The 21,528-nt window shown below is 65.8% G+C and carries 18 protein-coding genes; 9 read left to right on the forward strand and 9 right to left on the reverse strand.

What is annotated here, in order from left to right:
• Nucleotides 1–739 precede the first annotated feature (739 nt).
• The gene (locus ACZBJS_RS20040; RefSeq protein ID WP_253639897.1) at nt 740–1,633 is read left to right on the forward strand and encodes a DMT family transporter; all 894 of its coding nucleotides are present in this window, start codon (nt 740–742) and stop codon (nt 1,631–1,633) included.
• A 6-nt stretch (nt 1,634–1,639) separates the two neighbouring features.
• Here ACZBJS_RS20040 and ACZBJS_RS20045 read toward each other — a convergent pair whose 3' ends face one another.
• Both ACZBJS_RS20045 and ACZBJS_RS20050 read right to left on the reverse strand, forming a co-directional pair.
• Nucleotides 1,640–3,877, reverse strand: coding sequence for a CHASE3 domain-containing protein (locus ACZBJS_RS20045; protein WP_463439050.1), 2,238 nt, complete (start codon nt 3,875–3,877; stop codon nt 1,640–1,642).
• A 19-nt stretch (nt 3,878–3,896) separates the two neighbouring features.
• Nucleotides 3,897–4,301: a response regulator gene (locus tag ACZBJS_RS20050; protein ID WP_229193549.1), complete on the reverse strand. Its 405-nt coding sequence runs from the start codon at nt 4,299–4,301 to the stop codon at nt 3,897–3,899.
• Nucleotides 4,302–4,481: 180 nt separating this feature from the next.
• Here ACZBJS_RS20050 and ACZBJS_RS20055 point away from each other — a divergent pair, with 180 nt between their 5' ends.
• Nucleotides 4,482–5,378, forward strand: a complete 897-nt coding sequence (locus tag ACZBJS_RS20055; RefSeq protein WP_057019974.1) for a DMT family transporter — start codon at nt 4,482–4,484, stop codon at nt 5,376–5,378.
• 67 nt (nt 5,379–5,445) lie between these two features.
• Here the strand turns inward: ACZBJS_RS20055 and ACZBJS_RS20060 are convergent, their stop codons facing one another.
• Nucleotides 5,446–6,009 (reverse strand): BA14K family protein, encoded by a 564-nt coding sequence (locus tag ACZBJS_RS20060; RefSeq protein WP_463439051.1) that lies wholly within the window; start codon nt 6,007–6,009, stop codon nt 5,446–5,448.
• A 269-nt stretch (nt 6,010–6,278) separates the two neighbouring features.
• On the opposite strand from ACZBJS_RS20060, the gene ACZBJS_RS20065 reads away from it, so the two are divergent.
• A complete protein-coding gene (locus ACZBJS_RS20065) occupies nt 6,279–6,689 on the forward strand; it encodes an NADH:ubiquinone oxidoreductase subunit NDUFA12 (RefSeq protein ID WP_463439052.1) in 411 nt (136 codons plus the stop codon).
• 373 nt (nt 6,690–7,062) lie between these two features.
• On the opposite strand, the gene ACZBJS_RS20070 is transcribed toward ACZBJS_RS20065, so the two are convergent.
• Nucleotides 7,063–7,749, reverse strand: coding sequence for a DJ-1/PfpI family protein (locus ACZBJS_RS20070; RefSeq protein ID WP_057019976.1), 687 nt, complete (start codon nt 7,747–7,749; stop codon nt 7,063–7,065).
• Between the two features lie 141 nt (nt 7,750–7,890).
• Between ACZBJS_RS20070 and ACZBJS_RS20075 the strand changes: the two genes are divergently transcribed.
• Entirely contained in the window at nt 7,891–8,829 is a 939-nt protein-coding gene (locus tag ACZBJS_RS20075) for a GlxA family transcriptional regulator (protein WP_316395786.1), read from the forward strand.
• 122 nt (nt 8,830–8,951) lie between these two features.
• Complete coding sequence (locus tag ACZBJS_RS20080; RefSeq protein ID WP_076832225.1) at nt 8,952–9,170, forward strand: hypothetical protein; 219 nt, start codon at nt 8,952–8,954, stop codon at nt 9,168–9,170.
• A gap of 247 nt (nt 9,171–9,417) precedes the next feature.
• Here ACZBJS_RS20080 and ACZBJS_RS20085 read toward each other — a convergent pair whose 3' ends face one another.
• The 4 genes from ACZBJS_RS20085 to ACZBJS_RS20100 form a co-directional block, all read right to left on the reverse strand.
• A complete protein-coding gene (locus tag ACZBJS_RS20085) occupies nt 9,418–9,852 on the reverse strand; it encodes a hypothetical protein (RefSeq protein WP_229193149.1) in 435 nt (144 codons plus the stop codon).
• Between the two features lie 114 nt (nt 9,853–9,966).
• Nucleotides 9,967–11,190, reverse strand: a complete 1,224-nt coding sequence (locus ACZBJS_RS20090) for a citrate transporter (RefSeq protein WP_463439053.1) — start codon at nt 11,188–11,190, stop codon at nt 9,967–9,969.
• A gap of 164 nt (nt 11,191–11,354) precedes the next feature.
• Nucleotides 11,355–12,296 carry an alpha/beta hydrolase gene (locus ACZBJS_RS20095; protein WP_229193150.1) on the reverse strand — a complete coding sequence of 314 codons (942 nt, stop codon included), beginning with the start codon at nt 12,294–12,296 and terminating at the stop codon, nt 11,355–11,357.
• A gap of 111 nt (nt 12,297–12,407) precedes the next feature.
• Complete coding sequence (locus ACZBJS_RS20100; RefSeq protein WP_168857921.1) at nt 12,408–13,187, reverse strand: SDR family NAD(P)-dependent oxidoreductase; 780 nt, start codon at nt 13,185–13,187, stop codon at nt 12,408–12,410.
• Nucleotides 13,188–13,433: 246 nt separating this feature from the next.
• Between ACZBJS_RS20100 and ACZBJS_RS20105 the strand changes: the two genes are divergently transcribed.
• Nucleotides 13,434–14,435: a DUF2155 domain-containing protein gene (locus tag ACZBJS_RS20105; RefSeq protein ID WP_463439054.1), complete on the forward strand. Its 1,002-nt coding sequence runs from the start codon at nt 13,434–13,436 to the stop codon at nt 14,433–14,435.
• Between the two features lie 142 nt (nt 14,436–14,577).
• Here the strand turns inward: ACZBJS_RS20105 and aat are convergent, their stop codons facing one another.
• The gene (gene aat, locus ACZBJS_RS20110) at nt 14,578–15,258 is read right to left on the reverse strand and encodes a leucyl/phenylalanyl-tRNA--protein transferase (protein WP_076832236.1); all 681 of its coding nucleotides are present in this window, start codon (nt 15,256–15,258) and stop codon (nt 14,578–14,580) included.
• A gap of 223 nt (nt 15,259–15,481) precedes the next feature.
• On the opposite strand from aat, the gene ACZBJS_RS20115 reads away from it, so the two are divergent.
• From ACZBJS_RS20115 to ACZBJS_RS20125, 3 genes are all read left to right on the forward strand, one after another.
• Entirely contained in the window at nt 15,482–16,927 is a 1,446-nt protein-coding gene (locus ACZBJS_RS20115; protein WP_463439055.1) for a DASS family sodium-coupled anion symporter, read from the forward strand.
• A 177-nt stretch (nt 16,928–17,104) separates the two neighbouring features.
• On the forward strand, nt 17,105–18,424 hold the full coding sequence (locus ACZBJS_RS20120) for an MdtA/MuxA family multidrug efflux RND transporter periplasmic adaptor subunit (protein WP_463439056.1): 1,320 nt from the start codon (nt 17,105–17,107) through the stop codon (nt 18,422–18,424).
• Nucleotides 18,421–21,528, forward strand: a complete 3,108-nt coding sequence (locus ACZBJS_RS20125; protein WP_057019984.1) for an MdtB/MuxB family multidrug efflux RND transporter permease subunit — start codon at nt 18,421–18,423, stop codon at nt 21,526–21,528. Before ACZBJS_RS20120 ends, ACZBJS_RS20125 begins: the two co-directional genes overlap by 4 nt.

Consider the following 21,528-nt stretch of genomic DNA (forward strand, 5'->3'; position numbering starts at 1 on the left):
GCGGACTCCGGAACACGCGTCAGCACGCCTCCCGTCATCCGCAGCTCAGCCGGTGGATCCGGCCTGTTTTCTCTCATCCGCTGGGCACCGGTATGACCGGTCCTGCGGCGGCATCGTCCCGGCGCGGCGCCCGACTGGTCGGGTGCTCCGGGTCATGCATACAACGCCCCAAAACGCTTCACGCGACACGTCACGCGTACGCTTCTTGCGGGCCGGTTACGGCCTCTGTTTCCGGGTCCTTCGCGGCCCGTTTGTCGTCCCCGACGGCGGCCCCAAAATCAGGGCAGAAAAGCCCTTCACCCGCGGCCCGAGGGCCTGGCGGAGTGGTCATTTTGGAACCCTTGTGGGAGCGACCGGCGGGGACCCAAACACACTCGCGCCGAACAGGTTGAAAGCTAGGCCATGTCCGTCACGCCAGTCAAGGACTAGTACGAGTTTCTGAATCAAACACTAAATATGGTGGAAAGAGGGGGATAACAGGGGTCGGTGCCGCGCCTGTGATCGAGCCAACTATCGGTGAGTCCTCAGGGATTCCCAAGCCAAAAAAATTCCTATCGCCTGTGGATCGGAGCTTCGCCCCGCTGTTCACAGGCGAAGTTTTTATTCGCGGTCCCGGATTGAATTTTGGGGACTCACGTAGGCCTACGGGCAAAGTACGGATCAGGCATGTCAGAGCCGTGATGGTCGGGCGACAAAATCGCGGGCAAGGTGAGGCCGACTCACATCCCCGCCGGGTTCCATGACAGTCCAGAAGCCTCAAGCGCGGCCGCGCCTTGCGCCCGCCGGCCTGATGTTCCTCGCCATCACCTCGGTGGGCTGGGGGTTCAACTGGCCGTCCACCAAGTTCCTGCTCAGCGAACTGCCGCCGCTGACCTTGCGCGGCACCACCGGGGTGATCGGCGCCGTGCTGCTGGCGGTGCTGGCGCTGATCCGCGCCCAGAGCCTGCATGTCGAGAAACGGCTGTGGCCGCGGCTCGTGCTCTATGCGGCGCTCAACGTCACCGGCTGGATGGTGCTGATGGGGCTGGCGCTGCTCTGGCTGCCGGCGAGCGAGGCCGCGCTGATCGCCTACACGATGCCGGTATGGGCCTCGCTGCTGGCCTGGCCGGTGCTCGGCGAACGGCCGACGCTGCTGCGGACCATCGCGCTGGTGATGGCCTTTGCAGGCCTCGCCGCGATCATGGGCGGCAGCGGCATCACCGCAAGCAAGGAGAAGCTGCCGGGAATCATCATGGCGCTCGGCGGCGCCTTCGGCTTTGCGCTCGGCACCGTGCTGGCCAAGAAATATCCGCTGGTGATGCCGCCGATCCCGGCCGCGGCCTGGCAGATCGGCCTCGGCTGCGTGCCGATCGCGATCGTCGGCCTCGTGATCGAGACCACGCATCTCGACCGCATCACGACGGTCGGCTGGTGGCTGCTGGTCTATTCGACGCTGATCCAGTTCTGCGTCGCCTATGTCGCGTGGTTCGCCGCGCTCGCGCGCCTGCCGGCCTCGGTGGCGGCGATCGGCACCATGGCGGTGCCTGTCATCGGCGTGGTGGCGTCCGCGGTCGCATTGCACGAGCCGCTGGGGCCAAGCCAGATCGTCGCGCTGCTGTTCACCCTCGCCGGCGTCGCGCTTGCGACGAGGTAGCTCACATCACTCGCCGAGCGCCTGCTGCAGCATGCTGGCGAGCTGCGCCTTGCGGTAGGGCTTGGCCAGCAGCAGCACGCCCTCGTCGAGGCGGCCGTGATGCACGATCGCGTTCTCGGTGTAGCCCGAGGTGTAGAGCACCTTGATGCCGGGGCGGCGTTTCTGCACCTCGTCGGCGAGCTGGCGGCCGTTCATGCCGCCGGGCATGATCACGTCGGTGAACAGGAGGTCGAACTTCTCGCCCTTGTCGACCAGCGCCAGCGCGGCGCGGGCGTCGGGCACGGCGATGGTCTTGTAGCCGAGCGCGCCTAGCTGCGTGACGACGTAGTTGCGCACCAGCTGGTCGTCTTCCACCACCAGGATGACTCCGCTGCCGCGCCGCACCGGCTCCGGCGGGGGCGCCTCGACCTCGACCTGGCCGCGGGCAGGGGGCAGATAGAGCTTGATCGTGGTGCCGTGGCCTTCCTCGCTGTAGATCTTGATATGTCCGCCGGACTGCTTGACGAAGCCGTAGACCATGCTCATGCCGAGGCCGGAGCCCTTGCCGACTTCCTTGGTGGTGAAGAACGGCTCGAACACCTTGTCCTGCACCGCGTGCGACATGCCGGTGCCGGTGTCGCTGACCGCGAGCAGCACGTAGCGGCCCGGCGTGATGTCGGGATTGACAGCCGCATAGGCGTCGTCGAGCACGATGTTGCTGGTCTCGAACAGCAGCTTGCCGCCGTTCGGCATCGCGTCGCGGGCGTTGATCGCCATGTTGAGCAGCGAGTTGGCAAGCTGCGACGGATCGATATGGACGCTGGCGACATCGGGCGCCAGCACCGAATTGATCTCGATCTGCTCGCCGAGCGTCGGCCGCAGCAGCTTAGCGATGTCGACCACGGTGCCGTTGATATCGACGGTGCGCGGCTCCAGCGGCTGGCGGCGCGCGAAGGCGAGCAGATGCTGGATCAGCTCGCGGCAGCGCTCGGCGGCGCGGTCGATCAGCTCGGCGGTTTTCGCGAGCTGCGGCTGGGCGCGCAGGCTGTCGACCAGCGTCTCGGTGGTGCCGGTGATGACCGTCAGCATGTTGTTGAAGTCGTGCGCGACGCCGCCGGTCAGCTTGCCGATGGCGTCGAGCTTCTGTGCCTGCTGCAGCTTGTGCTCGGTTTCGCGCGAGGCGGTGATGTCGTGATAGATCAGCGCCGCGCCGGTGACGGTGTCGTCGCCATCGCGCAGCGGCCGGCCCGACACCACGAGGTGAATCTCCGGCGCGCCGCGCACCGGCTTGGCGACGAATTCCAGCCCGTCGAATTCCTCGCCGCGCAGCGTCCTGGCCGACGGCATGTCGTCGGCCTGCATCGGCGTGACGCCGTCGGACTGGAACACGTTGCTCATGGCGCGCAGCTGCCGGACCGTCATGCCCGGCTTGTAGCGCAGCATCTTCTCGGCGGCCGGGTTCGACAGCAGCACGGTGCCGGCGCTGTCGATCACCAGCACCGCCTCCGCCATGGTGCGGAAGGTGGTTTCCATCACCGAGGTGGAACGGCGGAGCTCTTCGAGCGCGGCACCGAGATCCTTGGTGCGATCGGCGACCTTGCCCTCGAGCGACAGATTGGTCGCCTTGGTCGCGCTGAGCGCGCCCTGCAGTTCGCGGCTGGCGCGCCGGGCCGTCACCGTTAGCGCGATCGCGAGCAGCAGGATCATCGCCACGCCGGCGAGATCGATCATCAGCAGCAGCCGTCCATTGGTCTTGGACTGGTCGGTGCGAATCCGGAGCAGGCGGCGCTCTTCGGTGACCAGGCGGTCGAGCGCCGCGCCGACCTTGTCGGTCAGCGCGCGGCTCTCGCCGGCGGAGACCAGCGCCGCGGCGCCGGCCGTGTCGCCCGCGCTGCGCAACCTGATCAGCTCGGCGCCAAGCGCAATGGCACGCTGGACCTCGACCCTGGTGCCCGTGATCAGCTGCGCCTCCTCGGGGGCCGACGTCACCGCCGCCATCAGATCGTCGAAGGCCGCGGTGAGGGCTGCGCTCTGCTCGCGAAACTCGTCGGCAAAGGACGCATCGCCGGTCAGCGCGAAACCGCGCGCCGCGCTCTCGACGCTGCGCGGCAGCTGACGCGCGTCCGAAATGCGCTTCAGGATGCTGAGCGTGCGGTCGACCGAATCAATCTCGCTGCGCGACTTGACGTCCAACCCGATCGACGCCGCGCTGATGACGAGGAGGATCGCAAGGCCGCTGCCGAGAATGAGACGCTGGGAAGCCATCGACGATTAGTACGAGCAATTATTTCGAAAGACGAGCGGAAGGTGCATACTTCGCAAGACATTCGTTAACGGCGGCAATCAGCGCCTGCGGGGTGAACGGCTTGCGCAGGCAGGCGGACGCGCCGAGCTCGATCGTCATCCGCAGGAAGTCCGGCGCGCGGTCGGCATTGGCGAAGGCATAGCCCGACATCGCGATGACGGGAATTTCGGGGGCGCGCTCGTGGAAGACGCGGATCGCCTCGAACCCGCGCATATGCGGCATGAAGACGTCGACCAGCATGACGTCGAAGGTGGCCTGCTCGAGCGCGCGCATGCCGGCTTCGCCGCCATCGGCGACGGTCACGTCGAAGCCCTGGCGTTGCAGACACACCTCGATGGCAACGCACACCATCGGGTCGTCATCGACCACGAGAACGCTCGGCACGATGCATCCTCTTTCTAACGGCCTCGCGTGCCGGCGACTCGCTTGGCCTGTTCGTCAATTAAGGCGGAACCTAGACGGAAAGTCTGTATCATAGAATGCATATGCTGTTTGCTGACAAGCGGATTTCCAGCTAGCCGTGACACATCACCTGTATTTGTCCATCCCCTTTACGACAGGTCCATGACCGCAGTTCCCATCGCCGGCCGCGCCCCGCTGTCACCGCTTGGCGTCGCATTCCTGGTGGTCGCCTCGATCGGCTGGGGACTCAACTTCCCGATCATGAAGTTCCTGCTCACGGAGTGGCCGCCGCTGTCCGCGCGCGGGCTGTGCGGCGTGGTCGGCGCGGTTGCGCTCGGCCTGGTCGCGCTGGTGCGGGGACAGACGCTGCGCGTGCCCGACGGCATGTGGTTGCGGCTTGCTTTGGTGTCGACACTGTCGATCGGCGGCTGGGTCGCGTCCATGGGCCTCGCGCTGATCTGGCTGCGGGCCAGCGAGGCGGCCGTGCTCGGGATATCGATTCCGGTGTGGGTCGCGCTGGTGGCCTGGCCGGTGCTCGGCGAGCGCGTGTCGCTGCCGCGTGCGCTTGCGCTTGCGGTGGCGCTCGCCGGGATCGCGGTGCTGATCGGCGGCGGCGGCATCGACGCAAGCCTCGGCAAGCTGCCGGGGATTCTGTTCGCGCTCGCCGGCGCGGTCTGCGTCGGGCTCGGCACGGTGCTGACCAAATCGTTCAAGCTCGCGATGCCGCCGCTGTCGCTCGCGGCCTGGCAGCTTGCGATCGGCTGCGTGCCGATCGCAATCATCGGCATCATGATCGAGCAGCCGCAGCTCGCCACGCTGTCGCAGTTCGGCTGGGCGTCGATGATCTACATGACGCTGATCCAGTTCTGCCTTTGCTATGTCTGCTGGTTTGCGGCGCTCGAGCGATTGCCGGCGGCGACCGCGTCGATCGGCACGCTGCTGGTCCCCGTCGTCGGCGTGCTTGCGGCAGCGGCGATGCTGCGCGAGCCGCTCAGCACGAGCGACATCGCAGCGCTCGTGGTGACGTTCGCGGCCGTCGCGGTCGCCTTGCGCACATAAGACTTGCGTACATGAAAAAAGGGCGGCGCTGGCGCCGCCCTTTTGCAATCAAGAATTCAGGCCTTCATTACGGGCAGGGATGCCGCCGGCCGTCATAGCCGAGATAGGTGCCCGAGGCAGGATCGTAGGACCTGTAGCGCTGCGCGCAGTAGCTGGCGCCGCCGCCACTCGGCACCTCCACGGCGACAGACGGTTCATCGTAATAGCCGTAGCTGTCGTCATAATAGCCGGGGCCGTAGCCATAGCCGGAGCCGTAATACGCGCCCGAGGCGAGGGCGCCGCCGACGACCGCACCGGCCACCGCGCCGGGCCAGAACCCGCCGCCACGATGGTAACCGCCGTGCCAGCCGCCACCGCCGCGCCAACCGCCGCCGCCACCACCGGCCCAGTGACCGCCGCCACCGCCGCCGTGCCAGCCGCCGCCACCGCCGCCGCCCATGGCACCTCCGCCTCCGCGGCCGCCGCCAAAGCCGCCGCCACCACCACCCCCGCCGCCGCCAACGTGGCCGCCGCCGCCGCCCATCGCACCCATCTGTGCGGCAGACTGGGCGAACGAAACGGTCGGCGCCACAGCCAACGGCAGCGCAAGCGCCAGAGCCGCGGCGGTGCTCAGAACCTTCATATTAATCATTTTGGACTCCATCAAAACGGTGAATGTCTAACCATCTCTGTGGTCGGACGTTCCCGTGCTCCACATTGATTGTGGGTCATCTTCGCGTAGCCGGCGGCTCATGTATGGCAGCTGAACAAAACTCCTCGTGAGCGCGTCATTTGGTCGCCAAACGGGTGCATAAACCGGGGGCTGTCCGAGGGGTGCGGGGCTACCTTGGCGGCGGCTGGACATTTGGGGAATGAGGTGGCATCAGAGCCGCATAGTCTCGAACCGACGACCGGCCACGCATGAAACAATTCCTGCTGAAATTCTTCACCTGGTGGAATGGCCAGACCTTTGGCACGCAATTGTGGACCTCGCGATTCGGCGAACTGGTCGGCAAGGACGAGCAGGGCAACCGTTATTACCGCACCAAGGGCGGTGAGATCGATCCGACGCTGCATTTCGAGCGCCGCTGGGTGGTCTACAACGGTTACGCCGAAGCCTCGCGCATTCCGGCCGGCTGGCACGGCTGGCTGCATCACACGGTTGATGTGCCGCCGACCGAGGAGAGCTACCAGGCGCGCGAATGGGAGAAGCCGCATCTGCCGAACCTGACCGGCACCGCGCAGGCTTACCGCCCGTCCGGCTCGACGCTGGCGAGCGGCCGCCGCCCCAAGGCGACCGGCGACTATCACGCCTGGACGCCGGGAAGCTGACTTTCACGCATTGTTGTTCTGACGTGCACGTGCGTAACGACGCGCGTGCATCGCACACGCGCCCGGCAGCGCAAGCGCGCGCCTGTGAACAACGGTAACAGCGGGGACAGGTGGGCTGCAGCCGATGCTGCCCGCTTGCGCCGGGCGCGGGTTCGCGGCTCAATAGGGCCATCTTACGGAGATGGGAAACCATCGCGTCGGATCGGGCTCCAGATCGCGACTGTCCCGATGTGCAGCGGCCTCCGAGTTGGATGCGGCCGGGAGATAGGCCCCCGGTACAGACGTCCTGAAATCGCCCGCAAATGTGAGGCTACCGTGAGACAGGAAGGGCCGCTCGGGAAACCGGGCGGCCTTTTTCTTTGCGGCAATCAGGTCAGGACAGCCGTGCCGCGGCACGGCCCATCAAGTCGGCGCGGCGCGCCTGCGACGGCGCGATCCGCTCTTTCATGAAAGCGAGGATCTCGGCCGGTGCGGTCTCCGGCGAGCCCGCGTTGAACGGCGGGGCCGGGTTGTATTCGAGCCTGAGCTGGATCGCTTCCGCGGTCTTGCGGTCGACGAGCTCCGACACCAGCGTCAGCGCGAAGTCGATGCCCGCGGTGACGCCGCCGCCGGTGAAGCGGTTGCGGTCGACGCAGACGCGCGTCCTGGTCGGAATGGCCCCGAAGCCCGACAGGAAATCAATCGAGCTCCAATGCGTGGTGGCGCGATAGCCCTTGAGCAGGCCGGCCGCGCCGAGCACCAGCGATCCCGTGCAGACCGACGTGACGTATTTCGCACCCTCGGCCTGCTTGCGCAGGAAGGCCAGCATCTCCTCGTCGCCGACCATGTCGTCGGTGCCGAAGCCGCCGGGCACGCAGATCACGTCGAGCTGCGGGCAATCGGCAAAGGTCGTGGTCGGCGTCAGGACCATGACGGAATCAGTCGGAACGGGTTCGATGCGCTTCCAGATCAGATGCACCTTGGCGCCGGGAACCGAGGAAAACACCTGCAGCGGACCGGTCAGGTCGAGCTGGGTCACCTTCGGGAAGACGAGCAATCCAATCTGCAGGGGTTCGGTCATCGGGGGCTCCAAATAGCGCTTGACGGAACCACGATGTCATGATGGCATCTCGTCCAAAATGGCGTATTTCCCTCATTTTCGGACGAAGGCTCCTGAGAGAGGGGCTGCCAGGAAAGTAACGTCACCCGCGAGGATTTGGCGATGATCGGCATCCTGATCTTTCCCGACTTCCAGCTGCTCGACGCGGCCGGGCCGATCGCGGCCTTCGAGATCGCGGCGCGCTTCGCCAACAACGCGCCGGCGATCAGGACGCTTGCGGTGAAGGCAGGACCGGTGCGCTCTTCGTCCGGTGTCGAGATGCTCGCACGCGGCTTCAAGCCATCGACGGCGATCACGACGTTGATCATTGCCGGCGGCAACGGTGTGCGCACGCCGGCGACCTGTCCAGCCACGCTGTCATTCGTGCGGCGGATGGCCGGCCGCGGCATTCGCGTCGCCAGCGTCTGCTCGGGCGCCTATGTGCTGGCCGAGGCGGGCCTGCTCGACGGCCGCCGCGCCACCACGCATTGGCAGCGCACGCCGCATTTCGTGAAGACTTATCCGAAGATCAAGCTCGAGCCGGACCAGATCTTCGTGCGTGACGGCAATATCTGGAGTTCGGCCGGCATCACCGCCGGCATCGACCTCGCGCTCGCGATGATCACCGAGGACTATGGCGACGAGGTCGCGCAGAATACCGCGCGGCAACTCGTGCTGTATCATCGGCGCAGCGGCGGGCAGTCGCAGTTTTCCTCGCTGCTGGAATTGAAGACGCCGAACGGCCGGTTCGGGCCACTGCTCGCCTGGGCGCGCGAGCATCTCAATGCGCCGCTGACGGTCGAGAACCTCGCCGACAAGGCCGGGATGAGTTCGCGGCATTTCACCCGCGCCTTCATCGCGGAGACCGGCACGACGCCGTCGAAAGCGGTCGAGCGGCTCAGGATCGAAGTCGCGCGGCAGCGCGTGCAGTCGTCGGGCGAGGCGATCGAGCGCGTCGCCGAGATCACCGGCTTCCGCGATCCCGAGCGGATGCGCCGCGCCTTCATCCGCGCCTTCGGCCAGCCGCCGCAATCACTGCGGCGTGCGGCGCGGGCCGGGTAGGCGCGTTTGGGACAAGCTCGTTGTCCGATTTCACGCGATCCATGTCGTCTTTGCAGTGATGAACCTGACGAGGGTTCCCGTGACCCACGTTAAGTGGGCATTGGGGACCCGAGGAGGTTCTAATGACAAAGCATCGAACGATTACCGGGTTCGTGGCTGTCGCCCTGCTGGCTGTCACCGCGACCGCCGCGACCATCAAGTCGCACGCGCCCCGGACCGACGGCATTGCCGTCGCCGGCACGGACACGCTCCCGGCCAAGGATTTCAGCGATCGCTGGTCCGCGATATCCGATTTGCCTCCGGCAACGGACATGACCGGGCGTGCAACTGACGCACGTTAAGGGCATGGACGGAGGTCCGGCCGGTTCGAGGACGCAGCCCGTGCAGAGATCACTCGTCTCGCAACAAAAAATGCCCCGCCGAAGCGGGGCAAGATGTTGAACGACTTAGTCTTGAGCGACTTGGTCTTGAATAGAACTAACGGTTCCGCCGCGCCGGAATAGCGCAGTCATTCACCAATACAGGATCAGCCCACGATCGCAGAGATCCACGGATGCTCTGATCGCGAACCGTGCTTCAACCGAAAGATCACTGGCCCAATGTATCGGTTGCGATCTTCTTCTTGAGTGCTTCGCAGGTATCCCTGACCTCCGCGGTCATCAGCGAGACGGCTTCGATCTGCAGGAAGAAGCGCTTGCCCTGATCGCGGTAACCGGCAGCGAACTCCTTGATCTCCGCGATCATGTCATGAACGCCTGCGACCATGACCTCGCAGTTCTTGGCGGCCAGTTGCAGTTCCGATCCAAGGGCCTCGATCTCTTTCACCGCCGCTTCATATTCGCGCACGACCGCCTCGGCCGACAGCTTGCCCACCTCGTTGACGCCGTTGCGATGCTCGACATAGTCCGGCATCGGCGAGAGGGGCCGGATGTTGCTGCGTGGTCGATGCGAAGTCACCGTGTTGATTTCGTCCTCCATCTGCTCCGACGGAGCGCGGGCGAGGACTTCTGCACTAACACTCATGCGAACTCTCCATAACTTGTTACGGCGAATGGAGTTTAGCAATGTCAACGGAATTGTCTCGATTTTCCACAGTTTTGAGGTAAGCGCAATTGTGCATTGCAGCATTGTGTTGCGTCAATGAGGCGCGTCGGGATGCCAGCCAAGCAGTGCGAGCATCACAAAGAAGCCGACGACATAGGCCGCCATGATCGGCCAGCCCTGGGTGATCCAGCGGACCACCGATTTGGCTTCCGGGTACATGTTGGACACTGCAACGCCCGCCGACGAGCCGAACCAGACCATCGACCCGCCAAATCCGACCGCGTAGGCGAGGAAGCCCCAGTCATAGCCGCCTTGCTTCAGCGCCAGCGCGGTCAGGGGAATATTGTCGAACACTGCCGAGACGAAGCCGAGCCCGAGCGCGGTCTGCCACGATGCGGCGGGCAATTTCTCCACCGGCATCATCGAGGCCGCCGTCACCAGCGCGAGCAGGAAGACGGTGCCCTTCAGCGTCTCGGGCATCACCGACCAGTCCGGCCGCCGCAGCACCGAGGTGACCAGGATCGCGGCCCAGACCGCGAGCCCGAGCACGGGCAGCGTATCGAGCAGCGCGGGGAACTTCAGATTGGCCGTCACATTGGCCGTCAGCGCGGCGAGCAGGATCACGGCCACGATCGCAACCCGCGCCCAGTCGATTCTGAGGCCGGACGGTGCATCCTTCACGATCGGCGAAAAGCGGTGCTGTTGCAGCGAGGCCGGCACTGCAAACACCAGCATCGCGACGATGGCTGCGACATAGGCCTCCACGACCGTGAGCGGGCTGATGCCGTCGATCCACATCATCGTTGTCGTGGTGTCGCCGACGACGCTGCCGGCGCCGCCGGCATTCGATGCGGCGACGATGGCCGCGAGATAGCCGATATGGACGCGGCCACGGAACGCGTGGCGGGCCACGGTGCCGCCGATCAGCGCGGCCGCGATATTGTCGAGGAAGCCCGACAGCACGAACACGATGACCAGCAGGATCAGTCCGCCCTTCCAGTCATCGGGCAGCAGCGCCGGCATCTTGTCGGGAATGCGGCTCTCCTCGAAATGGCGCGACAGCAGCGCAAAGCCCATCAGGAGCAGGAACAGGTTGGCGAGCGTGACCCACTCATGCTCCATGTGATGCGCGAGACCGGGCAGGCCCGCGCCGAATTTCGCAAAGCCCGCGAACAGCAGCTTGTAGGCGACGATCGCGGCAAGGCCCGTCAGCGCCACCGCGAGCGTGTGGTGATGGAAGATCGCGACGCCGAGCAGCGTCAGCGCGAACAGGATGAAATCGAGCGGGATACCGTAGACGAGGAGTGGCGTGAGCAAGACGATCTCGATGGCTGGAGTGCCCGGCGGCGTGAAGCGCTGACGGCGGCACTATCGCGCGGCGTGGGGAACTTCAAGGCGCACTAACGCCGCAAGAGGCTCGCGATGCGCTCGCGAGCCCCGATCGGGAACGACGCCAGCCACGTCGCCGCGGGTCCGATTGCTCAGCCCAGCGTCTTCAGCCAGGCGCTGATCTCGGTCACCGCGATATTGGCCTGATTGAGCAGCTTGCCCATGGTGAAGAAGCCGTGGAACTGGCCGGGAAAATGCCGGTAGGTCACCGGCACGCCGGCGTCCTTGAGGAATTTCGCATACTCGTCGCCTTCGTCGCGGAGCGGATCGGCGCCGGCGGTCAGCACATAGGCCGGCGGCAAGCCGGCAAAGTCCTTCGCGCGCGCCGGCGAGGCACGCCAGTCGTTGTTGTCGGCGTCACCGAGATAATGGTTGGCGAACCAGCCGATCACCGAATGCGTCAGGAGGATGCTGGTCTCGGGCTCGCGATGCGAGGGATGCTTCCGCGAGAAATCGGTCGCGGGATAGATCAGCAGCTGGGCCGCGAGCTTCGGCCCGCCGTCGCGGGCGGTCAGGGCAACCACCGCCGCGAGGTTGCCGCCGGCGCTGTCGCCGCCGACGATCAGGCGCGCGGCGTCGATGCTGAGATCCCTGGCATTGGCGGCGACCCATCGGGTCGCGGTGATGGCGTCATCGACCGCGGCAGGGAAACGATGCTCGGGCGCGAGCCGATAATCGATCGAGATCACGATCAGCTCGCCCTCATGGGCAAGCTTCTGGCAAACCACCTCATGGGTATCGAGGTCGCCGATCACCCAGCCGCCGCCGTGGAAGAACACCAGGCAGGGCGCGAGCCCGTCTTTCTTGCGCAGCGTGTTCGGCGTGTAGATGCGGGCAGGGATCGTGCCGTGCGGCGCCGGGATCGCGAGCGGTTTGCTCGATTCCAACGCGGGAGGCTCGGGATTGGAGACGACGCGGGCGGCTCGATAATAGTCGCGCGCTTCCGGCGCGGTCAGCGTCTCATAGGCGGGACGGCCGGCCTCCTGGAACGCCTTGTAGACGGCAGCGGCATCGGGATCGAGAACGACGGGCATTGGGAGGACCTTCTTTTGGTGATGTCAATCCGGGGCGATGCGAAGCATCGAACCCGGAATCTCGAGATTCCGGGTCTGGTGCTTGCGCACCATCCCGGAATGACGGTCGTGTCAGGCGGCGGTGCGGCCGCCGTCGACGGTGTAGGCGGAGCCGGAGACGTAGCTCGCCTCGTCGGAGGCAAGAAAAGCGACGATGGAGGCGACCTCGCTTGCGAGACCGAGCCGGCGCGCCGGGATGCGGTCGACGATCTTCTCGATCGGCGGCGGCGCGTTGCCGCCGGAGCGGCCCTGCAGGATCGTGCTCAGCATCCGGCTCTCGATCATGCCGGGGCAGACGCAATTGACCCGCACGCTGGTGCCGGTGCATTCCCAGGCCGCGCTCTTGGTCAGCCCGATCACCGCGTGCTTGCTCGCGCTGTAGACCGCGATCATCGGTGATCCCATTAGGCCCGCGATCGAGGCGGTGTTGATGATGCTGCCCTGGTTCTGCTTCAGCATGACCGGCAGCACATGCTTCATGCCGAGGAAGACGCCGACGACATTGACGTCGAGCACCCGGCGAAAGCTCTCCAGCGAATATTCGGGGATCGGCCTGATGTCGCCCTCGACGCCGGCGTTGTTGTAGAAGGCGTCAATGGCGCCGAAGCGGTCGACGGCGGCGCGGACATAGTCCTTGACCTCGTCCTCGTCGGTGACGTCGGCTTCGATTGCGAGGGCCTCGGCCGAGGCGGGCAGGTCCTTGATGGCGGCCTTGAGATCGGCGCCCTTGCGGTCGACTGCGACAATCCGCGCACCCCGTTCGGCGAGCAGTTGAAGCGAGGCGGTTCCGATGACGCCGGCAGCCCCGGTGACGACGGCGACCCGGCCGTCGAGCCTGATGCGATCGGGCATGGTGGGTTTCCTCTGGCTGGTCCGGTTCGATCCGGATTTTCCTGGTTTTCACGCGCGGCGGCGTGCCTTCAGCGTGAGGACTATCACACGTGTTCCCAGGAGTGACCAGAGGCTGCCCAGTGGACCGGGGAGAGGTGGCCGGGTGCCCTTTCCCCGCCGTATTCGGCGTGTTAACCGGTGGCCTGCGAGCGGCCGATATCAAGGTAGACTGTCGCGAGCCCGATTCGCCCTTTAAAGCCGCGCGAGATGCTTCGAACCGTTGCCCTGACTGGCTTTGCGGCCCTGGTTGCCGCCTCAACCATCTCGCTTGCGCCGCCCGCGCGCGCGCAGATCGGAACGATTTTCTCCGATCCCGCGCCGCGTCCGCCCGGCTCGATCCCGCGTGGTCAGCCGGCTCCTCCCAGCGACGACGACGAGGAAGTGCCGGAATTGCCGCGCGGCCGTCTGTTGCCGACACAGCCGCGGGCGCTGCCGCCAGGCCAGGCGGTGCCGCCGCCCGGCAGCGTGCAGTCGCAGCCGCTGGCGCCGCCACCCGGCTCGCCGGTGGCGCCGCAGGGCACCCAGCCCGGTGTCGCTGTGCAGCCGCCGCAACCCGGCGGTCCCGCCGTCGCCAATACGCCGCCCGGCGCCAACCCGCTGCCGCCGGGGCAGCGTCCCAAGGGTACGCCGCAGGGCACCCCGCCGCAGACGCCTGCCACGTTGCAGCCGGGCGACGAGGTCGTGCAGGAGCCGCCGTCGACCAAGATCACCAACAAGAAGGCGAGCTTCTCCGGTCTTGACAAGATCACCGGGCGCATCATCAATTTCGACGAGGATATCGGCGAGACCGTGCAGTTCGGCGCGCTGCGGGTGAAGACCGATGCCTGTTACACGAGGCCATCGACGGAAGCCGCCAACACCGATGCCTTTGTCGAGGTCGACGAGATCACGCTGCAGGGCGAGGTGAAGCGGATCTTCTCGGGCTGGATGTTCGCGGCGAGTCCCGGCCTGCACGGCGTCGAGCATCCGATCTACGACATCTGGCTGACCGACTGCAAAGGGCCGGACCAGACCATCGTGACCGCTGCGCCCGACCCGCCGAAGGCGCCGACGCCTCCGCCACCGCCGGCCCAGAAGCGCGCGCCGCCGAAGCAGGCCGCGCCGCGTCCGCCGCCACAGCCGCAATACCAGCAGCAGCAGCCGCCACCTCCGCCGCCCCAGCAACAGCAGCGGCCGGGCGGGTTGTTCGGCGGATTGTTTGGGAACTAGCAAGCACGGCGTAGCCCGGATGGAGCGCAGCGAAATCCGGGTTTCTCTCCGCGGAGAGACTTGTCCCGGATTGCGCGGAGCCTGTCATCGGGCGCGCGTTCGCGCGACCCGTTGGCTTCATCCGGGCTACGCGATCAACCGTTCAATTGCGCTCGGCGATGATTGCCAGCGCGTCGGCACCTTTGACCGGCTGGGTGGCGTCGAGCTTGCGGAAATCCGCCGGCGCGCCCGTGATCGCCTTGTCGAGCAGCGCGCGATAGCGGCGCCGCGAGATCTCGATCGCGCCGAACGTCCTCAGGTGCTCCGTCACATATTGCGTGTCGAGCAGTTCGAACCCGCCCGCGATCAGCCGCGCCACCAGATGCACCAGCGCGACCTTCGATGCATCGCGCGTGGTGTGAAACATGCTTTCGCCGAAGAAGGCGCGGCCGAGGCTGACGCCGTAGAGCCCGCCGACCAGATTGTCGTCCTGCCAGACCTCGACGCTGTGGCAATGGCCCGACGCGTACAGCCCGACATAGAGATCGCGGATGCGCCTGTTGATCCAGGTGTCGTCGCGGCCGGGCTGCGGCGCCGCGCAACCGGCGATCACGGCCTTGAACGCGGTATCGACGGTGACCGTGAAGGCATCGGAGCGCACGGTGCGCGCCAGGCGGGAGGCGACACGGAAGCCGTCGAACGGAATCACGCCGCGCAATTCCGGCTCGACCCAGAACAGGGTCGGATCGTCGGCGCTCTCCGCCATCGGGAAGATGCCGCAGGCATAGGCGCGCAGCAGCACCTCGGGCGTGATCTCGGAGGAGGCGGAGTCGCGTGACGTCATACCGCCAAGGATAGCAAAGCGCGGGCGGTCTTGCGATGGGGGCTGCCACCGGGACGCTACGTGTTGACGAAACGCGCTGGTTCCTCCACAAGCCGCGCCGTTCCGCAGCAGTTTCCCGAGACGGACTGCGCGGTCGTGCTAGATTGCAACAAAAAGATGGCGGCGCTGCCGGGACACGGCGGCTTGCGCGCCCGACAATCGACACAGGTGAGGGGGACGCTGCATGAAATGGTCATGGCGGACGTTTGCGCCGTTGCTGGTCTGGCTGGTGATCTATCTGGTCCCGGTGCCTTGGGGGCTGAACGCCAATCAGTGGCACTATTTCGCGGTGTTCGCCGCCGTGATCACCGGGCTGATCCTTGAATCGATGCCGGTCGGCGCGGTCGGTCTGATCGGCCTGACGGTCGCCGGCATCGGCGGCTATGTCGAGCACGACCCGAACAAATCGCTGCGCTGGATGCTCGGCGGGTTTTCCGAGAGCACGGTGTGGCTGATCGTCGGCGCCTTCGTGTTCTCGATCGGCTATCGCAAGAGCGGGCTCGGCCGCCGGCTGGCGCTGCTCTTGGTGCGCGGCCTCGGCCGCCGCACCATCGGGCTCGGCTATGCGGTGGCGTTTTCCGATCTCGTGCTGGCGCCGGCGACGCCGTCCAACACCGCGCGCTCCGGCGGCACCATCTATCCGATCGTCAGCAACATCCCGCGCATCTACGGCTCCGAGCCCGGCCCGACCGCGGGCAAGATCGGCACCTTCGTGATGTGGACCGCGTTCGCGACCACGGCCGTCACCAGCTCGCTGTTCCTGACCGCGCTGGCGCCGAACGCCGCCGCGCTCTCGATCGCCAAGAAGCTCGTCAACATCGAGGTCGGCTGGTCGCAATGGTTCATCGGCTTCGCGCCGCTGGGGATCCTCTTGCTGCTGCTGGTGCCGCTGCTCAGCTATCTGGTCTGCCGGCCCGAGATCAAGGAGAGCCCCGAGATCGTGACCTGGAGCGAGGGCGAGCTCGCCAAGATGGGGCCGCCGTCGCGGCACGAATGGATCATGGCGGTGCTGGTGGTGCTCGCGATGTTCCTGTGGATCTGCGGCTCCAATCCCAACATCAGCGTGCCGCTGCTCGGCTCGAATTTCATCAACGCGACCACGGTCGTGTTCGTCGTGATCTCGCTGATGCTGCTGACCGGCGTGATCGCGTTCGAGGACATCGTCGCGGAGAAGAGTGCGTGGGAGGTATTTTTCTATTTCACCTCGCTGCTCACGCTGTCGTCCGGCCTCAACGAGATCGGCTTCATCAAATGGGTCGCCGAGGGCTATGCCAAGCCGCTTTCCGGCACGTCGCCGCTGGTCGGGATGATCCTGCTCGTCACCTTCTTCTTCTGGATCCACTATTTCTTCTCGAGCATCACCTCGCATACCGCCGCGGTGCTGCCGGTGGTGCTCGCCGTCGGCTCCAGCATTCCCGGCCTGTCGGTGCAGACCTTGATGCTGCTCTGCGTCTATTCGCTGGGCCTGATGGGCGTGATTTCGCCCTATGCCACGGGACCGGCGCCGATGTATTACGGCAGCGGCTATATCGGCAAAGGCGACTTCTGGAAATTCGGGCTGATCTTCGGCCTGATCTACTTTGCCGGATTGTTGCTGATCGTGTTGCCCTGGTTACAAATGATCGGGTAAAATAGCCACAATCCAGCGAGAAACAGCGGCCGACCGGGAAGAGCCGCTATCCTTACAATTCTTAACGCGCTTTGTCCGGCAGAAGCCTTCAAAATGCTTCGTCGGATGTGGCGCGCGCGGAGTTCAGGGGACACATAGAGCCGCGCGAGCTCATTCGTGTTTCTTCGTGGGCAGGTTATGGACCAGCAGATCAAAGACCCGTCGATTGTGGCGCCCGAGCGAACCAGGCGAGGATCGCGTTGGCGGGGGTTTCTGACGGGATGTCTCGTATTGGCGGTGCTTGCCGGCATCGTCTGGTGGACGCGGCAGCAGGCCGCGCCGCCGCAGGCCGGTGGCGGGCGCAACGCCGGGCCGATGTCGATCGTACCGGAGACGATCGGCAAGGGCGATATCGGCGTCAGCCTGAATGCGCTCGGCACCGTGACGTCGCTCGCGACCGTGACGATCAGGAGCCAGATCAGCGGCTATCTGATGAAGATCGATTTCAAGGAGGGCGATGAGGTCAAGAAGGGCGACCTGATCGCCGAGATCGATTCGCGCCCCTACGAGGCGACGCTGGCGCAGGCCAAGGGCCAGCTCGCCCGCGACGAGGCGCAGCTGAAGGGCGCCCAGGTCGATCTCACCCGCTACCAGAACCTCGCCGCGCAGAACGCCGTGCCGCATCAGACGCTCGATACCCAGGCCGCGCTGGTCGCGCAGTACCAGGGCACGGTGGAGGCCGATCGCGCCTCGGTGAAGTCGGCCGAGGTGAATTTGCAATATTGTCACATCGTGTCGCCGATCAACGGGCGCGTCGGACTGCGCCAGGTCGATCTCGGCAACTATGTGACGCCCGGCGATACCAACGGCCTCGTCGTGATCACGCAGCTCGAGCCGATCAGCGTGCTGTTCACGCTGCCGGAGGACAATCTGCAGGCGGTCTCGAAGCGGTTGAGGGAGGGCGCGGTGCTGCCGACGGCGGCCTATGACCGCAGCGGCGCCAACAAGCTCGCCGAGGGATCGTTGCAGACCTTCGACAGCCAGATCGATGCGACCACCGGCACCATCAAGCTGCGGGCGCAGTTCGAGAACGACAAGCGCACGCTGTTTCCGAACCAGTTCGTCAACGTCCGCCTGCTGCTCGATACCCACAAGGATGCGACGACGATGTCGACCGCCGGCATCCAGCGCGGTGTCCCCGGCACCTTCGTCTATCTCGTCAACGCCGACAGCACGGTCTCGGTTCGGCCGGTCAAGCTCGGCGTCACCGACGGCGACCGGGTCGAGGTGCTGTCCGGGCTCGTGGCCGGCGATCGCATCGTGATCGACGGCGCCGACAAGCTGCGCGAGGGTGCGAAGGTGGTGGTGCGCTCCCCCGCCGATGCCGCGAACCCTGCCGCTGCGGCCAAGGGGGCGGCGAACGGGGCCGCGAAGGGAGACGGCAAGGGAGATAGTAAGGACGGCGCTGATCCCGGAGGCGGCCACCACAAGCGGTCCGAGGACGGGCAGAAGAAATGAACCCGTCGCGGCCATTCATCCTGCGGCCGGTGGCGACGACCCTGATGATGATCGCCATCATGCTGTCGGGCATGCTGGCATTCAGATTTCTCCCGGTCGCGGCACTGCCGGAGGTCGACTACCCGACCATCCAGGTGCAGACCTTCTATCCGGGCGCGAGCCCCGACGTGATGACCTCGTCGGTGACGGCGCCGCTCGAGGTGCAGTTCGGCCAGATGCCGAATCTGACCCAGATGAGCTCGGTGAGCTCGGCGGGCTCGTCCGTGATCACGCTGCAATTCGGCCTGTCGATCTCGCTCGACGTCGCCGAGCAGGAGGTGCAGGCCGCGATCAATGCCGCGGGCAATCTGTTGCCGTCGGACCTGCCGGCGCCGCCGATCTACGCCAAGGTCAATCCGGCCGATGCGCCGATCCTGACCCTCGGCCTGACCTCGAAGACCATGCCGCTGACCCAGGTACAGGATTTCGTCGACACGCGGCTGGCGCAGAAGATCTCGCAGCTGCCGGGCGTCGGCCTCGTCAGCATCAGCGGCGGCCAGCGGCCCGCGGTGCGCATCCAGGCTGATATCCGCAAGCTCGCGGCCTATGGCCTCAACATCGACGATCTCCGCACCACGCTCGGCAACGCCAACGTCAACACGCCGAAGGGCAACTTCGACGGCGCGATGCGCGCCTACACCATCAATGCCAACGACCAGATCCGCAATGCCAGCGACTACCGCTCGCTGATCATCGCCTACAAGAACGGCTCGCCGGTCCGCCTCAGCGATGTCGGCAACGTCGTCGACGGCGCGCAGAACGACAAGCTCGGCGCCTGGATGAACGAGACGCCGGCGATCATCCTCAACATCCAGCGCCAACCCGGCGCCAACGTCATCTCGGTGGTGCAGGGCATCAAGGACCTGCTGCCGCAGCTGCAGGCCACGCTGCCGGCCGCGATCGACCTCAATATCCTGACCGACCGCACCGTCACGATCCGGGCCTCGGTGCGCGACGTCGAATACGAGCTGTCGCTCGCCGTGATTCTGGTCGTGCTTGTGATCTTCGTGTTCCTGCGCTCGACCCGCGCCACGCTGATCCCGAGCCTGTCGGTGCCGCTCTCGCTGGTCGGCACGCTGGGCGCGATGTATCTGTTCGGCTTCAGCCTGAACAATCTGTCGCTGATGGCGCTGACGATCGCGACCGGCTTCGTGGTCGACGACGCCATCGTCGTGATCGAGAACATCTCGCGCTACATCGAGGAGGGCGAGTCGCCGCTCGAGGCGTCGCTGCGAGGGTCGGAGCAGATCGGCTTCACCATCATCTCGCTGACGGTATCGCTGATCGCGGTCCTGATCCCGCTGCTGTTCATGGGCGACGTCGTCGGCCGCCTGTTCCGCGAATTCGCCATCACGCTGTCGGTCACGATCCTGATCTCGGCCGTGGTGTCGCTGACCCTGGTGCCGATGGCCTGCGCCAAGCTACTGAAGCCGGAGGCCATGGCGCGGGAAAACACCTTCCAGCGGCTCAGCCGCGAAGGCTTCGATGCCGTCATTGCGATCTACGCCCGGATGCTCAATTGGGTGCTGGATCGCCAGACCTTCGTGCTGCTGATCGCGCTCGCCACCTTTGGTCTGACGGCGCTGCTCTACGTCGTTATCCCCAAGGGCTTCTTTCCGGTGCAGGACACCGGCGTGATCCAGGCGATCTCCGAGGCGCCGCAATCGGTGTCCTATGCGGCGATGGCCGAGCGGCAGCAGCGGCTCGCCAGCGCGATCCTGAAGGATCCGGACGTGCAGAGCCTGTCGTCGTTCATCGGCGTCGACGGCACCAACACCACGCTGAACAGCGGCCGCATCCTGATCAATCTGAAGCCGCATGAGCAGCGCAAGGCCAATGTCTCGACGATCATGGACCGGATCAAGGCGAGCACGGCGGCGCTGACCGGCATCACGCTCTACATGCAGCCGGTCCAGGACCTCACCATCGAAGGCACGGTGAGCCGGACGCAGTACCAGTTCATCCTGCAGGATGCCGATCCGAACGAGCTTGCGGAATGGACGCCGAAGCTGGTCGACAAGCTCCGGGAATTGCCCCAGCTCAGCGATGTCACGAGCGATATTTCGGCGCAGGGGCTTTCGGTGTTCGTCGACATCGACCGCGACCAGGCGGCGCGATTCGGCATCACGCCGGCGACGATCGACAACGCACTGTACGATTCCTACGGCCAGCGCATCGTCTCGACCGTCTTCACCAATTCGAACCAGTACCGCGTGATCCTCGAGGCCGATCCGTCGCTGCAGACTTCGCTGGATTCGCTGTCGTCGATCTACCTGCCGTCATCGGTGGGCTCGACGCCGGTGCCGCTGTCGGTGATGGCCAAGATGCGGGTGGAGACCGCGCCGCTGCAGATCTCGCATCTCGGCCAGTTCCCGTCGGCGACCGTCTCGTTCAACCTGGCGCCCGGCGCCTCGCTCGGCGGGGCGGTGACGGCGATCAAGCAGGCGCAGGCCGACATCAACCAGCCGCTCGGCATGATCACGAGCTTCCAGGGTGCGGCGCTGGCGTTCCAGTCCTCGCTGTCCAACCAGCTGTTCCTGATCCTCGCCGCGATCATCACGGTCTATATCGTGCTCGGCGTGCTCTATGAGAGCTTCATCCATCCTTTAACCATCCTCTCGACGCTGCCCTCGGCCGGGATCGGCGCGCTGCTGGCGCTGATGATGGCCGGACAGGATCTCACGATCATCGCGATCATCGGCATCATCCTCCTGATCGGCATCGTGAAGAAGAACGCGATCATGATGATCGACTTCGCGCTCGATGCCGAGCGCAACGAGGGCAAGCCGCCGCGGGAGGCGATCTATCAGGCCTGCCTGCTGCGGTTCCGGCCGATCATCATGACGACGATGGCAGCTGTGCTCGGCGCGCTGCCGCTGATGCTCGGCAGCGGCGCGGGGTCCGAGCTGCGGAATCCGCTCGGCATTTCGATCGTCGGCGGCCTCCTGGTGAGCCAGCTGCTGACCCTGTTCACGACACCGGTGATCTACCTCTGGTTCGATCGCCTCGCGCTGCGGTTTGCCGGGCGGGCGGACGAGATCGGCGAGGCGAGCGGGTCGCGTTGA

It is taken from the genome of Bradyrhizobium sp. KZN70725, assembly GCF_055264925.1.

Coding starts and splice junctions, on each gene's coding strand:
- ACZBJS_RS20040 (WP_253639897.1), top strand. CDS start 740: ATGACAGTCCAGAAGCCTCAAGCGCGGCCGCGCCTTGCGCCCGCCGGC.
- ACZBJS_RS20045 (WP_463439050.1), bottom strand. CDS start 3,877: ATGGCTTCCCAGCGTCTCATTCTCGGCAGCGGCCTTGCGATCCTCCTC.
- ACZBJS_RS20055 (WP_057019974.1), top strand. CDS start 4,482: ATGACCGCAGTTCCCATCGCCGGCCGCGCCCCGCTGTCACCGCTTGGC.
- ACZBJS_RS20060 (WP_463439051.1), bottom strand. CDS start 6,009: ATGATTAATATGAAGGTTCTGAGCACCGCCGCGGCTCTGGCGCTTGCG.
- ACZBJS_RS20065 (WP_463439052.1), top strand. CDS start 6,279: ATGAAACAATTCCTGCTGAAATTCTTCACCTGGTGGAATGGCCAGACC.
- ACZBJS_RS20070 (WP_057019976.1), bottom strand. CDS start 7,749: ATGACCGAACCCCTGCAGATTGGATTGCTCGTCTTCCCGAAGGTGACC.
- ACZBJS_RS20075 (WP_316395786.1), top strand. CDS start 7,891: ATGATCGGCATCCTGATCTTTCCCGACTTCCAGCTGCTCGACGCGGCC.
- ACZBJS_RS20080 (WP_076832225.1), top strand. CDS start 8,952: ATGACAAAGCATCGAACGATTACCGGGTTCGTGGCTGTCGCCCTGCTG.
- ACZBJS_RS20085 (WP_229193149.1), bottom strand. CDS start 9,852: ATGAGTGTTAGTGCAGAAGTCCTCGCCCGCGCTCCGTCGGAGCAGATG.
- ACZBJS_RS20095 (WP_229193150.1), bottom strand. CDS start 12,296: ATGCCCGTCGTTCTCGATCCCGATGCCGCTGCCGTCTACAAGGCGTTC.
- ACZBJS_RS20100 (WP_168857921.1), bottom strand. CDS start 13,187: ATGCCCGATCGCATCAGGCTCGACGGCCGGGTCGCCGTCGTCACCGGG.
- ACZBJS_RS20105 (WP_463439054.1), top strand. CDS start 13,434: ATGCTTCGAACCGTTGCCCTGACTGGCTTTGCGGCCCTGGTTGCCGCC.
- aat (WP_076832236.1), bottom strand. CDS start 15,258: ATGACGTCACGCGACTCCGCCTCCTCCGAGATCACGCCCGAGGTGCTG.
- ACZBJS_RS20115 (WP_463439055.1), top strand. CDS start 15,482: ATGAAATGGTCATGGCGGACGTTTGCGCCGTTGCTGGTCTGGCTGGTG.
- ACZBJS_RS20120 (WP_463439056.1), top strand. CDS start 17,105: ATGGACCAGCAGATCAAAGACCCGTCGATTGTGGCGCCCGAGCGAACC.
- ACZBJS_RS20125 (WP_057019984.1), top strand. CDS start 18,421: ATGAACCCGTCGCGGCCATTCATCCTGCGGCCGGTGGCGACGACCCTG.